The sequence below is a fragment of the Frankia sp. CgKIO3 genome (assembly GCF_977946435.1).
On the sequence record NZ_CDWTMO010000020.1, the window covers coordinates 22,908 to 36,094 of the forward strand.

Below are 13,187 nucleotides of genomic sequence, written 5' to 3' on the forward strand. Positions count from 1 at the left end.
GGTGCTCAATGTGAGCGCGAAGTCGCCGCCATGGCGAGTTCCGTCAGGGCGGCGAGGGTCGTGACGTCCAGATCCGCCCGCCGCGCCGCCTCGACCGCTGTGGCGGTCCGGGCGGCGATCCGTTCCTCAGCGGCGGCCACCGCTCCGCTCGCGGCGATGATGTCGCGGGCCTCGGCGACCCGGGCGGCGCGAGCCGCGGGGTTCTCGGCGCGCCGGACCGGCGGGGAGACCAGAGCGCGCAGCCGGGCCGCCGCGGCCGGCTGCGCGCGGGTCAGCGCGAGCGCCAGCAGGCCGGTGGGCCGCCCGTCACGCAGATCCTCCCCGGTGGGTTTTCCCGTCACCGCCGGATCGCCGAACACGCCCAGGAGGTCGTCGCGGAGTTGGAACGCCTCGCCGAGCGGCAGGCCGAACGCCGCGTAGGCCGCCAACAGGTCCGGCGGCGCGCCTGCGAGCAGACCGCCGAGCTGCAGGGGACGGACCACCGTGTAACCGGCGGTCTTGTACCGGGCGATGCGGACCGCCCGCCCGGGACCGAGGCCGCCGTGCGGACCGGCCTCGGCCTGGCCGACGAGGTCGAGGTACTGCCCCGCCATCAGCTCGCTGCGCATCCGCCCGTAGGTGGGCCAGGCCCGGGCCAGCGCCTCGGGTGGCATCCCGCTGGCCGCGAGCAGTTCGTCGGCCCAGGCCAGGAACAGATCGCCGAGCAGGATCGCGGCCGAGCGGCCGAAGTCGGCGGGATCACCCCGCCAGCCGGCGGTCCGGTGGACCCGGGAGAAGCGCCGGTGCGCGGCCGGCCGGCCGCGCCGCGTGTCGGAGGCGTCCATGACGTCGTCGTGGACCAGCGCGCAGGCGTGCAGCAGCTCGAGGGCGGCGGCGGCGGTCACGATCTTGTCGCCGTCCGGGCCGTCCGCCCCTCGCCACCCCCAGTAGCAGAAGGCGGAACGCAACCGCTTGCCCTCCGCCAGCAGGAATTCGGTGGCGATGCGGACGAACGGGATCAGATCGTCGTCGATTCCGCACAGGAGCGCTCCGCGCGAACCGGTGAAGCGCCGCAACACGGCGGAGACCCGCCGGCGCACATCCACCGTCGTGCGGTCTGGCACCGTCGTGTGGCCGGGGATCGGCGGGCGCCCGGGGTACCGTGCGGTGTGCCCGTGTTCGACACCGCCGTCGTCGTGGTCGCCGTTCTGCTGGTTGCCGCCGCACTGGGCGGATTGACCCTGTTGCGGCTGCCACCCGCGGAGCTGACTCACACTGTCGACGGTATCGACGCCGTGGAGGTCCTGGTGGCCGCCGGCCGCGTCGAGATCTCCGGGCGGGACCGCGAGGACGTGCACGTCGCGCTGACCGTGCGGCGCCGTCCCGGCCGGTCCGTGCCCGCGATCACGAGGGCCGGGACCACGCTGCGGATCGACGGCCGGGCCAGCGATGTGCGGGCCAGGCTGACCGTGCCGCCACGGGTCCGGGTGCGGGCTGAGGTGCTCGCCGGCGAAATCACGCTGTGGGGGGTCGGCGGTGAACTGTCCTTGGTCACCCGCGATGGCACCATCGCCGGGCGGGAGCTCGCGCGCGGTCCGGTCGCCGCGCGCAGCCGGGACGGCGACGTCAGCCTGCACTTCAGCGAGCCGCCGGACGGCGTGCGGGCGCAGAGTGAGACGGGCATGGTCACCGTCATGCTGCCCGAGGGCGAGTACGGGGTGGAGGTGGAGACCGCTGATCCCGGGGCGGCCGACGTGGAGCTGACCCCGTCGGCGCACGCGGCACGCCAAGTGGTGGCGCGCAGCGTGTCCGGGCGGGTGCGGGTCGGTCTCGCCGCGTCGCTGGGACCCTTGTCCATCGGACGTCCCTTGTCCATCGGACGTCTTTTGTCTGTCTGCCGTCTATGTGGGCTGTCCCAGCTGGTCCCGCCCAACGAGCCCGTTCCAGCCGGGTTGCCCACCCATGTTGGTGGATTCGACGGATCATGACCCTCGTGGGATCACGCTGGGGATTCGTGGGATCACGCCGGGAAAATGTTGCTGCCCGCTGTCGGGGCCTGATCGGTTGTGTTTCCGACCGGGGGTCCGTCCTCGATCGTGGCTACGCCCGGTCTACCCTCGTGCCATGGCGGCGGTCCGGAGTCTGAGCACGCAACCCACGACGATGGGCGAGTACCTCGCCACCGGTCGTGCCTCCTTCTCCTTCGAGTTCTTCCCGCCGAAGACGCCGGACGGCGAGCGGCAGTTGTGGACGGCCCTGCGCCAGATCGAGGCGCTGCATCCCTCGTTCGTCTCGGTGACGTACGGGGCGGGCGGGTCGACGCGCGACGGCACGATCCGGGTGACCGAGCGGATCGCCACCGAGACCACCCTCACGCCGATCGCCCATCTCACTGCGGTCAACCACTCCGTCGCCGAGCTGCGCCGGGTCATCGGCAACTACGCCGGCGTCGGGGTGCGCAACGTCCTGGCCCTGCGAGGCGACCCGCCAGGGGATCCGCAGGGCACCTGGACCGCCCATCCCGCGGGCCTGCAGTACGCGGACGAACTCGTACGCCTGGTGAGGTCGGTCAGCGACTTCTGCGTCGGCGTAGCCGCCTTCCCCGACAAGCACCCACGATCGGTCGACTTCGACAGCGACGCGCGCTACCTGGTGGGCAAATTCGACGCCGGCGCGGACTACGCCATCACCCAGTTCTTCTTCGGCGCTGACGACTATTTCCGTCTCGTCGACCGGGTCCGCCGGCTGGGCTGCGACAAGCCGATCATTCCTGGAATCATGCCGGTGACGAACGTCGCGCAGATCGTCCGGATGGCGCAGCTGTCCGGTGCGGCCTTCCCGCCGGCGCTGGCCTCCCGGTTGCAGGCCGTCGCCGACGACCCGGCGGCCGTGCGGGCGATCGGGGTCGAGGTGGCGACCGAGTTGTCCCGTCGCCTGCTGGACGGCGGTGCCCCGGGCCTGCATTTCATCACCCTCAACCGCTCCAGCGCCACGCGGGAGATCTACCAGGCGGTCCGGTAACCGGCCGCGGTCCGCGGAGTGGCCGGTCCGCGGGGTGGCCTGGTGGCGCATGGTGGGTGGGCCGCTCGCCCGGCCCACCCGCGCTCATGCCGCCGGGCCGGCACTCAGTCGTGCTCGTCGTAGGCGTCGAAGACGCACAGCAGCCATTCGTCGCGGAGCGAATGCTCCCGGACCAGCGCGAACCCGGCCTGGTTGGCGGCGTCCACCACCGCCGTCACCAGGCTGAGATCAAGGGTGTTGAAGACCGGGGTGATCCGTACCGCAAGGATCACCTGGTCGCGATGGGCGGAGAAGACCGCCCGCGGGTCGAGGTCCTCAAGGGTCTCCACCACGCCGCCTACCTGTTCGGACACGTCACTCCCGCCACGTCTGGGTGGCACCGCTGTTCTCTCGTGACACCGCTGTTCCTCCGACACCGCGTCTCCCGACCTCGGGCCGGTCCGGTGACCGATCGGCGCCTTCGGTTTCGGTCGCCGGCCGGACGCAGGGTGCCGGTACGGCTCGCGGTAGGGGACGACGAGACTCTATGTCCCAGCATGTCCCAGCGCGAGACGGCGTACCGGACGGATCCTGGCGTACCGGACGCGGCGCTGGCCGTACCGGGTGGAACGGGATGGCTGACGGGCACGATGGCCGACAGGCACGATGGATGACGTGAGCACCCCGGTACCCGGTCGGGACACCTACCTTGCCCAATAGGTCGACCTTGCACGGCGGCTACGACCTGGCGCGCGGGCTATGGCTCGTTCGTGCCTGGTTGACGGTGGTCTACTGGGTGGTCAGGCCGCTTACCGCCCTCGCGATTCCCCCGGCCGTGGCTGGTGGCCGGTGGCCGCTGCTGGGGGCTCTGGTGATCGTGCTCAGTGGCCTGGCCGACAACCTCGACGGAGCGGTGGCGATCTTCACCCGGCGCACGAGCGCCTGGGGATATGTCCTGGACTCCGTCGTGGACCGCTGCGGTGACCTGGCCTACCTGCTGGCCCTGTGGTGTCTCGGCGCACCCGGCGGCCTTGTGATCGCGGCAGGCAGCATGCTGGGACTGCTGGAGTACACCCGGGCCCGGGCCGGCAACGCCGGCTTCGACGAGATCGGCGTGGTGACCGTCGGGGAGCGGCCGGCCCGGATCATCATCGCCGCGGTTGGCTCGTTCGGAGCGGGTCTGGTGCCCGGCCTCGCGAACCTCGCCGCGAGTATCGCGACGACCGCGACGCTGGCGGTGTGCGCCGTCGGCTTCTTTCAGCTCACGGCCACGGTCCACGCGACCCTGGCAGCCGGGTCAGGCCGGGCCGATGAGGCCGGCGACGATGCCGGCGGAGAGCACGACGAGCGGCAGCCCACCGCCGGGATGGGTTGATCCGCCGACGAGAAACAGGCCGGGCACCCGGGATGTGTTCGGAGGCCGCAGGAAGGCCGCCCGCACGCCGTTCGAGGATCCACCGTAGATGGATCCGCCCACCGTCCCGGTGCGCCGTTCCAGATCCGCCGGGGTAATGGTCTCGTATCAGCGTAACCGGGGGCGGACGTCCAACCCGCGGGCGGCGAGCACGTCGAGGATGCGTCGGGCGTAGCCGTCGACGAGCCCGGGACGGTCCCAGTCCAGGGTGCCTGCGCCGTCGTGGCCGCCTGCGCCTCGGTGCGGGGGCGCGTTCACCAGGACGAACCACGCCTCGCAGCCCGGCGGCGCGCAGGCCGGGTCGGCGGGCGCGGCAAGGTAGATGGTGGGATCGGCCGCCAGCCGGCCCGCGAAGACGGCATCGAATTCAGCGTCGTAGTCGGCGGGGAAGGTGACCGTGTGATGCCCCAGCCCGGGCGTGCGACCCGTCAGGGCCAGCAACAGCACGAAGCCGGACATCGACGGCACCGTCCGCCGCAGCCGCCGGCGGCCGGCCCGATCGTTCACCAGCCGGCCGTAGAGCGCCGCCGCGTCGGCGTTCGCGACGACGACGTCCGCGGGCAGCCGGGTACCGTCGGCGAGGCGGACCCCGTCGACCCGCCCGCCGGGGGTCCGGGTCACCGTCAGCACCGGCGCGTCGAGCAGGATCCGGACGCCGCGTTCCTCGGCGCGGCGGGTGAGCGCATCCCCGAGGCGGCGCAGGCCGCCCGCGACGTACCAGCCCCCGAAGCGCCGTTCCGCGTGGACTACCGACACCAGAGCGGCGGGGGCGTGCCGGGGATCGGATCCAGAGTAGGTGGCATAGCGGTCCAGGATCATCCGCAGCCGGGGATCACGCAGGTAGCGCAAGCCTAGCCGGCGCAGGCTCCGGCCGGGAGCGATCGCGGCGATGTCACCGGGTGAGGACCAGGCGAGCCGGACCAGCCCGGTCGCCGACACGGGACTGGACAGGAACGGTCCTTCGGCGGCGTCGAAGACCCGGCAGGCCCGGTCGGTGAGCCGCCGCCAGTCCTCGCCCGACCCGGGGGCGATCCGATCGTCCAGTTCGGCCACGAACGCGTCGTCGTCGGCATGTGCGGCGAGCGTCGTGCCGTCGGCGAACCGGTAGGACGCGATCGGGTCCAGTCGACGCAGCTCCACCTCACCGCGCAACGGCCCGCCGGTCGCGGTGAACAGGTCCTCGAACACGCCGGGCATGGTCAGCAGGGACGGGCCGGTGTCGAAGCCGAACCCGTCGCGCTCGTACCAGCCGAGCTTGCCTCCGGTCCGCGACGACTGCTCGCAGACCGTCACGTCATGCCCGGTGGCGGCGAGCCGGGCCGCGGCTGCCAGCCTGCCCACACCGGCGCCGATCACCACAACACGGGCCATGCGACGACTGTACGAGCTGCTCCTTCCCGGTTATCCACGAGGAAGGAAACGGGCATCGAAGCCTCGAGAAGGAGAAGGAAGCCGCCGGAAGGACGACAAGGGAAGCCTCTGGCGGGGTGAGGAAGGGCGGACCAGCGGTCAGGGGCAGCGGGTAACCGGTCGTCCCTTCCACCGGGCGGTACCCCGCCGACGACGCCACCACGACACCGCCGTCAGGTAGCCCAACAGGCTCACGGAAGCCGGATGAGCGGCGGCGTCAGGCCAGCTCCGGCTGCCCGTGCGGCGGGCGGCGAGCACCCGGCCGGCGACCCCGGCGAGGTACCCGACCGCGCCCGGGCCCGAGCCACCCAGTGCCGCCACCGCCGGCACGACGAACAGCCAGGCCAGCACGCCGATCTGCCCGGCGCTGCCGAGCGTGCTTCCACCGGCGACGGCCAGCGACTTCGCGTAGCCGTCCCGCAGCTGTGACCATCCGGAGTACATCCGATTGACCGCGAGGTCGGTGCCGTCCGCGACCACTCCCCGCCCGCCGGCACGCTTGAGCCTCCGCAGCAGGGCGACATCCTCGATGACCTGGTCCCGGACGCCCTCGTGGCCGCCGGCCCGGCGGTAGGCCGCCACGTCCACGGCCAGCAGCTGTCCGCCCGCCGCGGAAAGCGATGGCCGGGTGGAGCGTTCGGCCAGCCGCAGCGGCAGCAGCGCCAGCCACGACCACTGGAGCAGGGGTTGGATCAGCCGTTCGGCGACACCGGCCGCCTCCTGGCGCGGGTAGGGCGAGACGAGGTCGAGGCCGGCGTCCCGCAGGAGGAGAACGGTTCGCGCGACGCCGTCGGGGGCCACCGTGACGTCGGCGTCGGCGTCGACGAAGACGAGGACCGTGCCCGTGGCCGCCGCCGCGGCCCGGGCGCAGGCGTGCGGTTTGCCGAGCCAGCCGGCGGGGGCGCCGCACCGCGCAGCGCGACGATCCGGTCGTCCCTCGCCGCCCACCGAGCGAGGATCTCCCCGGTGCCGTCGGTGGAACCGTCGTCGTAGACGAGGATCTCGAGGTCGGGCACCCACTGCGAGCCGAGCAGGGCCGACAGGCAACGCGGCAGGCTCCCGGCCTCGTCGCGGACGGGTAGCACGACCGTCACCCGTTCGCGTACCGGCCGGGCCGGCGGTGGGACGCGTAGCAGCCGCGCGTTCACCGCCGTGTGCACGGCGATGGCGCTGGACGCCACCGCGGCGGACCGTACCGCACCCGACCAGCATCGGCCGGCGAGCCACCGGGCCGGGGATCCCGGTACCGTCCGTCCCGTCCGGTGCCTCGTCCCGCGCCCCGTCCGCCACGGCGCCGTCATCGTGGTGGGGAGCCCGCCGGGACCGGGCGGTCCCCGGCCCGGGCACGGTCCCGGGCACGGGGCCCGGCCCGGGCCGCCGCGACGAGCGCCGCCCCCATCGCGATCCCGCCGGCCACGGCTACACCGGGACGGTCGAAGAAGGTGAGGTTCGCCAGCGTTGAGGAGACGTAGGCCCACAGGAGAAGGGCGAGCGGAGCGCGATCGTCGCGTGCCGTGCTCCCGGCCCGGTCCGGAAGCGCCGTCAACGCCGCGGTCATGGCGATCGCGACGGCCACCCATCCGGCGGTGTTGGTGAGCGGGATTCCGTTGAGCGCCGGGCCGCCGCCGAGCCACCGCCAGTACCCCGCGGTGACCATCTGCGGGTCGATGAAGAGATCCCAGGCCGCGAGGACGAGCGCGGCCAGCACGACGGTGCGCGCCCGGCCGCGGTGGTGGTGACGGGTCAGGACATATGCCGGGTAGGTCATCATCGCCCAGGCCATCGGCACCACGACCGGGACGCCGTACAGGCGGGTGCCCAGGGCGGAGCCGTAGGCGTAGCGGCCGAAAGGCCAGCCGGTGTGCACGCCCACGGTCTCCACGAGCAGCCCGCCGCCGACGGTCACGGCGAGGAACCCGGCGGTCCACGCTCGGCCACAGGTGAGCAGGGCGTGGCTCACCGAGGAGGCGAAGAACAGCACGATCGAGGCGATGGCGAGCGCCGCCCCAGCGGATCCGGTGACCAACGGACAGGGGAGCTGCACCGCCACGGTGGCCGCCGCGAAGATCCACGGCATCGCGGTGAGCCGTGCCGGCCGCGCCGATCCGGTGAAGAGCGCGCCGACGGTCATCGTACCGGTGCGTGCCGGTCGGCTCCTTCGGCGGAGGCGCCGTCGGGACAGGCGGGGGAGCGTCCGTGGAGCTCCTTGCCGAGCACGGCGTAGGGGGTGAGGGTCCCGGGGAACTGGAAGTCGGACAACAACGGGACGAATCCCTCATGGTCGTACAACCGGCGTGCCGGACGACCCGGGGGTTCGAGGGCGGACAGCGCGGCCGTGCGTTGCGGGGCCCCGCGCAGCAGCTCCCGCAGTATGGTGCGCCCGATCGCTCGGCCCTGGTAGGCGGGCAGGACGTGCAGCTCCACGATCTCGAGGCAGTCGTCGAGCCAGTACGCGGCCGAGTCCGGCGGGAGCGCGTCGGCGACGACGTCGTGCCACCACTGGCCGACCCGGCCGGGCAGTGCGTAGGTGATCCCGACGAGTTCGTCGTCGGGTGTGACGGCCGCCACGGCGCGAAGGTCCCGCCGCTCGAAGTGCCGGCGCGCATGGGCGGCCCGGTCCCGGGCGGCCCGCGGCGGGTCAGGCTCATGATGATCGAGGAAGGCGGCCTTGTAGACCGCGATGACATCGTCGAGCCGGGTGCGCATCCGGCTCGGGGACCAGCGGACCACCCTCACGCCCACGTCGGTCACCGGCGTCGCCTCCTGTCCGCGCCCGGATCGCCGACCTGGCCCCACGGGTCGGGTCCGGCGAGCCAGGAGGCTGGGGCGCACCATCACGTCGCTCGACGATAACCCGCCGCTCGCCGGCACTGCTCGGCGATGGGAATTACTGCTACGTAACGTCATTCCACTGATGTGGAGGGTGCTACCTCCGGATGGGTGGGAGACCCGCCCGATCACCGGCCATGGCGAGCGCGGCGCAGCGCGGCGTGCCGGCGAGGAGGTCGGCCACCAGCATGGCCACCGGCCGGGGCCTGCACGGTGCCACCCGCGTTCGTCCCTGCCGCCACGATCACCCGGCCGCCGTGGTCTGCCACGGCCTCGACAAGGGGGATGCCGTCCGGGGTCGCCGGGCGCTCGCAGACGCGGACGTCGAGCATCTCCACGGTGCCGTCAGGCCGGCGCAGCGTCGGGAACAGGCCGGCGACCGCCTGCTCGAAAACCGCGCGTAGGCGGGCGACGCCGCTGTCCGCGACCGCCCGCACGGCGGTGCCCAGATACCCGAATCCGCCGCTGACATGGATCCTGGCACCATCGGCGGACAGCGTCACATTGATCACACCGAGGGGATCTCCGGCGTGGACCTTCACCGGCCGTCGCAGACCCGGGTTCGGCAGGGTCAGTGAGAGGCCGAGCAGATGCGCGACGGCACCGGCGCCGGGCCAGGCGGCGCCCAGCAGCCGCTGCAGATCGCGGCCGGCCACGGTCACCACGGCCCAGCCGGTACGCAGGGTCGAGCCGTCCGCGAGATGCAACCGGACCCCGTTCCCGGCTCCGTTCCCGGTTTCGTGCCCGGCCTTGTTCCCGTTGCCGTCGAGGCTCCGGTCGATGCCGGTCTCGATGCGTTCCACCCGGGTGCCGGCGCGCACCTCGACGCCCGCGGCCCGCAGCCGGTCGATGAGCACCGTGGCCAGATCGTGGATGTTGACCGCGTAGCCGTCCACCTCGACCGCCCCGGCCACCTCCCGGGCGCCGCCGGGCAGCGGGACCGAGCAGCCTAGCGTGGGCCAGCCGCGAACCAGATCCGCCCGGGACAACCGGAACGACCCGCCCCCCCGCGGCCCGCTGCAGCTGCTCGCCCGCGGCGAGGTCGCCCGGACCGAGATAGATCCGCGGGAGGCGGGCGTCCCAGCGCAACCCGCACCCGGTACCGAGCCCGTCCCTGCCGTCGGCGAGCGCGAAAAGATGCTCCCACCCGCGCAACCCCAGCCGGTTCAGGGCGATCACCAGGTCCCGGGCCACCGCGTGCAGCCCGGGATGGTCGGCGCACTGCTCGAAGGCGCTGGCCCAGGCCCTCTCCGGCTCCGACAGCGACTCCGGGTCCCGTAGCCGCCAGCCGCCGTGCGTCGGATCGCGGTCGAGAATACCCACGCGGCTCGCGTCCGCCTGCGGCAGCGTCTCGGTCGCCGATAGGTGCCGGCCGTTCGTCCCCGCGAACGTCGTGCCCTGGGCGGCAGGGTCCGCCCGGTCGGCCGGCGCGGCGTCGAGGACCCGGACGGGGTGGCCCCGCAGCCGCAGCACGAGCGCGATCGTGAGTCCGACGATCCCGCCGCCGACGACCACCACGTCGTGCTTGTCGACGGCGGAACCGTCAGGGGCCGGGTCCTCGCCGACCCCGCGGCCGGTGCCCCGCGGATCGCCCCGACGATCGGCCAGGTCATGACGATCGCCCTTCGGGCCGTTCCCGGCGAGGTCGTGCCCGGTGAGGTCGTCCAGGTCGGCCCGCCCGACTACCGCGAGGAACGCCTGATCGAGATCGTCGCTGCAGGCGGGACTGTGCATCGCTACGGAGCAGAGAGTGAATCCGCGCCGCAGCTCCCCGCCGTCCTCGGCGATCCGCCCCGCGGGCAGCCCGCGGACCGGGCCGAGGAACCGGGGGGCGTTGTCGATCACGACCTTCAGGTCACGGCGGTCGTAGGCGTCGACCAGCGCCCGGTCGGTGAAGACGTCCGGTTCGCTGACTGACACGAGTCGGCGGCCGGTGAACGCCTTGACGTGCCGTATGTCGATCATGCCGGCGGACATCCGGGACCCGCCGTGCACGAGGGGCGCGGCGATGCTGATCAGATCGGCGGCGTCGAAGACGTCCTCGACGGTGCGGGCGACGTGGATCCGGTCGACCGGCAGTCGGTGCTTCGCCGCCCAGAGCGCGGCCGTCGCCGGCTTCGCCGCGAGCGAGGGAGCGTGTACGGCCAGATGCCAGCCGCGTGCGGCGCCCTCCCGGGCGACCCTCCTGTTGATGTTTCCGGCGCCGACGAGGCCGAGCACGCCCGGCCGGTCGGTGCGCGTGGCGGCCCCAGCCGGCTCCGCGCCGGATGCGTCGCCGAGCGGGTCGAACAGCCGGTCGACGATGAACCGGGCGACGTGCCGGGCGTTGACCTCGGGGGTGTTGCACACCTCGATCCGGTGGCGCGCCGCAGCGGCCAGGTCGACGGCGGCGAGGGAGGTGCCCCGGCGGACCAGCAGCAGGCGTCGGTCCCGGCCGGTCTCCGCCGGGTCCGTGCGGACCGCGGTGGCCCACTGTTCGAGTGCCGGTCCATCCACCGCGTTCATCCCGACGACGAGGGTGTGCGGCCGCAGTTCGACCAAGGCGTCGGCTAGGCCCGTCGGCTGGGTGGCCAGCTCCGGGCGTAGCCGGGCGGCGTCGTGCCGAGTGACGAGCCGCGCGACCCGTTCGCTCACTGGTGTCGCGATCAGAACCCGACGGCGGGGGGCTGCGTCCAAGGCGCCTGCTCACGGGGTGCCTGCTCGCGGGGTATCGACATGCGGCTTGCTTCACCTGGTTCGTAGGAAGGTGCGGGGCGTAGGAAGGTGCGGGCGGCCCCTTCACGGTGGCGGGTGCCGTTCAACGGGGCGTCAAAGCAGGCCGTGTCCCCGCCCGGATACGGCGGGGGTCGTGGACGGATCTTCAACGCGGCGTCAACGTCGGCTCGGGGCTGACCTGCAGGAGAGGATCCCGCCCGCCCAGCGTCCCCCGCGAGCCGAGCACCGCGAACCGCGCGAACAGTTCCTCGCTGTACCAGCCGACCAGCGGTGTGCGCCGGACGACCTCGCTGTGCGCGGGGCGGCTGTAGGCGAACCTGCGCAGCGACGCCGCGTCCTGCCAGAGGCTGAACGTTCCCTGTAAGCCGATCGGCGCCTCCCCGATGCCAGCCGCGAAGATCAGACCCTCGGCCTCGGCCAGGTCGACCGCCACTGCCGGCACCGCTCGGCGGAAGGTGAGCGTGTGCCGCAGGGTGACGCGGACCCGGGTGATCACCGCGACCGCCGCGGGGGCGCTCGCGGGAGACGGAACGTTCGACGCTGCCGGGTTGCCGAAGGGCTCCTGCCGTGACCACCGCCCACGTGACGACAGCGGGTGAAGGTCGATCCGCCAGCGTTCCTCGGCCAGTGATGACCATGCCCGCACCGACGCGGATCGTTCGAAGGAACGGGCCGCCGACGGGGAGGACCAGACGGCGACCATCGCCCACTGGCACGGATCGGCGTCCCGCAGGGTGAAACTGCTCGCCGAACCGGTGCCCAGCAGTTTTGCGAAGGTCAGTCCCGGTGTGTGCCGCAGGGTGGTACGGTTGGTGGCCATCCGCGCCAGGGCGTAACCGATCCGTCGTCGGGGCACCCGCCAGAAGTCGACGGTGACGAGCGTGCTCATCGCCGCACCGACGACAGGCGCAGCAGGCTGTCACGGACGGCCCCGGCGCCGTCGTTGTCGCGCAGGGGTACCACCCGGCACCGCCCGGTTCCAGCCAGTACATGCCGACCGTCGCCCGTCACCTCCGCGAGCAGGCCGTCCGGACCGCCGCGGCCCAGCAGCGCGACGAGGTCGGGGGGAGGAGACGTACACCGCCCCGTCGAGGCGCACGAACTCGGCCTGTACCTCGAGATGGGCCGCGTCCGACGGGGAGACGCGCAGCGGCACCCGCAGGTAGTCGTCCAAGGCGGTGCTCCCTTCCAGACTCCAGAGCCGTTCGAAGTGCTGTTCGACGAACTGGACCAGGGTGGAGGAGATGGCCGCCTCGTGCTGGGTCGCGGCGGCCGAGGAGTACCCGACGGGGAACGTCGAGACCAGCGCCCCGGTGTCCCAGCGGTGATACGTCGTCAGGGGCTGTTCGGTGTAGAGGCGGACCGCGAGCCGGGGGCGCAGGACGGGAGCGAGCCGATCTCGCAGTGCCTCGAGGACCAGCAGGTTCGAGTGGATCATGCCCGGTACGTCGACGCTGCGCAGGAGGTCGGCGGCTCGTCCGGCCACGGCCGGGGAGTCCGGGTCGAGTAGGAGTACCTGAATGATCGCTCCGGCGTCGACCGCCGCGAGCACCGCGTCGGCGAAGGCGGTCCGGTGCTCGGGGGTAGCCAGATCCGTCCAGGTGTTGAGTAACCGGACGCTGCGCCGGGACGAGGCGATCCGGGCGATGAAGTACGCCGGGTCGAACGTGCTGAGCAGCCGCCCGCTGGTGAACTGGGTGGGCTCGGCCGTGACCGGTGCGCTCAGCCGTTCCTCGGCGGCCGGCAGTTCGGGGGAGCCCCGCTGACGCAGGAGCGTGATGCCCTGCTGCCAGGATCGCCGCGCCGCTGGATGGTCGTCCATCTGGGCTTGTCTTCCGCA

At 72.9% G+C, this 13,187-nt stretch carries 12 protein-coding genes and 3 pseudogenes; 5 read left to right on the forward strand and 10 right to left on the reverse strand.

The genetic code is table 11. The features are described 5' to 3' along the window. Nucleotides 1-5: 5 nt before the first annotated feature. Nucleotides 6-1,103, reverse strand: coding sequence for a polyprenyl synthetase family protein (locus AC08OJ_RS04265; protein WP_476591773.1), 1,098 nt, complete (start codon nt 1,101-1,103; stop codon nt 6-8). 51 nt (nt 1,104-1,154) lie between these two features. On the opposite strand from AC08OJ_RS04265, the gene AC08OJ_RS04270 reads away from it, so the two are divergent. Both AC08OJ_RS04270 and metF read left to right on the forward strand, forming a co-directional pair. Further along, nucleotides 1,155-1,967 (forward strand): DUF4097 family beta strand repeat-containing protein, encoded by an 813-nt coding sequence (locus AC08OJ_RS04270; RefSeq protein WP_476591774.1) that lies wholly within the window; start codon nt 1,155-1,157, stop codon nt 1,965-1,967. Nucleotides 1,968-2,103: 136 nt separating this feature from the next. Next, nucleotides 2,104-3,000 (forward strand): methylenetetrahydrofolate reductase [NAD(P)H], encoded by an 897-nt coding sequence (metF, locus tag AC08OJ_RS04275; RefSeq protein ID WP_476591775.1) that lies wholly within the window; start codon nt 2,104-2,106, stop codon nt 2,998-3,000. Nucleotides 3,001-3,104: 104 nt separating this feature from the next. On the opposite strand, the gene AC08OJ_RS04280 is transcribed toward metF, so the two are convergent. After that, nucleotides 3,105-3,353, reverse strand: coding sequence for a hypothetical protein (locus tag AC08OJ_RS04280; protein WP_462185985.1), 249 nt, complete (start codon nt 3,351-3,353; stop codon nt 3,105-3,107). Between the two features lie 335 nt (nt 3,354-3,688). Here AC08OJ_RS04280 and AC08OJ_RS04285 point away from each other — a divergent pair, with 335 nt between their 5' ends. Next, nucleotides 3,689-4,354 carry a CDP-alcohol phosphatidyltransferase family protein gene (locus AC08OJ_RS04285; RefSeq protein ID WP_476591776.1) on the forward strand — a complete coding sequence of 222 codons (666 nt, stop codon included), beginning with the start codon at nt 3,689-3,691 and terminating at the stop codon, nt 4,352-4,354. Here the strand turns inward: AC08OJ_RS04285 and AC08OJ_RS04290 are convergent. From AC08OJ_RS04290 to AC08OJ_RS04315, 6 genes and pseudogenes are all read right to left on the reverse strand, one after another. Next, nucleotides 4,277-5,764 (reverse strand): annotated as a pseudogene (locus AC08OJ_RS04290) (phytoene desaturase family protein). The gene AC08OJ_RS04285 and the pseudogene AC08OJ_RS04290 sit on opposite strands and share 78 nt — an antisense overlap. Nucleotides 5,765-5,902: 138 nt before the next feature. Further along, complete coding sequence (locus tag AC08OJ_RS04295) at nt 5,903-6,751, reverse strand: glycosyltransferase family 2 protein (protein WP_476591777.1); 849 nt, start codon at nt 6,749-6,751, stop codon at nt 5,903-5,905. Nucleotides 6,752-6,777: 26 nt separating this feature from the next. Further along, nucleotides 6,778-7,104, reverse strand: a pseudogene (locus AC08OJ_RS04300) (glycosyl transferase); the annotation flags it as partial. After that, entirely contained in the window at nt 7,101-7,934 is an 834-nt protein-coding gene (gene cruF / locus AC08OJ_RS04305) for a bisanhydrobacterioruberin hydratase CruF (RefSeq protein ID WP_476591778.1), read from the reverse strand. The gene cruF and the pseudogene AC08OJ_RS04300, both read right to left, overlap by 4 nt. Then, entirely contained in the window at nt 7,931-8,554 is a 624-nt protein-coding gene (locus AC08OJ_RS04310; RefSeq protein WP_476591779.1) for a GNAT family N-acetyltransferase, read from the reverse strand. The genes cruF and AC08OJ_RS04310 overlap by 4 nt, the downstream gene beginning before the upstream one ends. Before the next feature lie 206 nt (nt 8,555-8,760). Further along, nucleotides 8,761-9,621, reverse strand: a complete 861-nt coding sequence (locus AC08OJ_RS04315) for an FAD-dependent oxidoreductase (protein WP_476595116.1) — start codon at nt 9,619-9,621, stop codon at nt 8,761-8,763. Nucleotides 9,622-9,997: 376 nt separating this feature from the next. Between AC08OJ_RS04315 and AC08OJ_RS04320 the strand changes: the two genes are divergently transcribed. Then, nucleotides 9,998-10,549 carry a hypothetical protein gene (locus AC08OJ_RS04320; RefSeq protein ID WP_476595117.1) on the forward strand — a complete coding sequence of 184 codons (552 nt, stop codon included), beginning with the start codon at nt 9,998-10,000 and terminating at the stop codon, nt 10,547-10,549. A gap of 30 nt (nt 10,550-10,579) precedes the next feature. Continuing rightward, on the forward strand, nt 10,580-11,185 hold the full coding sequence (locus AC08OJ_RS04325) for a hypothetical protein (RefSeq protein WP_476595118.1): 606 nt from the start codon (nt 10,580-10,582) through the stop codon (nt 11,183-11,185). A 307-nt stretch (nt 11,186-11,492) separates the two neighbouring features. Here AC08OJ_RS04325 and AC08OJ_RS04330 read toward each other — a convergent pair whose 3' ends face one another. Then, nucleotides 11,493-12,236, reverse strand: a complete 744-nt coding sequence (locus AC08OJ_RS04330) for a spheroidene monooxygenase (protein WP_476595119.1) — start codon at nt 12,234-12,236, stop codon at nt 11,493-11,495. 30 nt (nt 12,237-12,266) lie between these two features. Continuing rightward, nucleotides 12,267-13,187, reverse strand: a pseudogene (locus tag AC08OJ_RS04335) (SARP family transcriptional regulator); the annotation flags it as partial.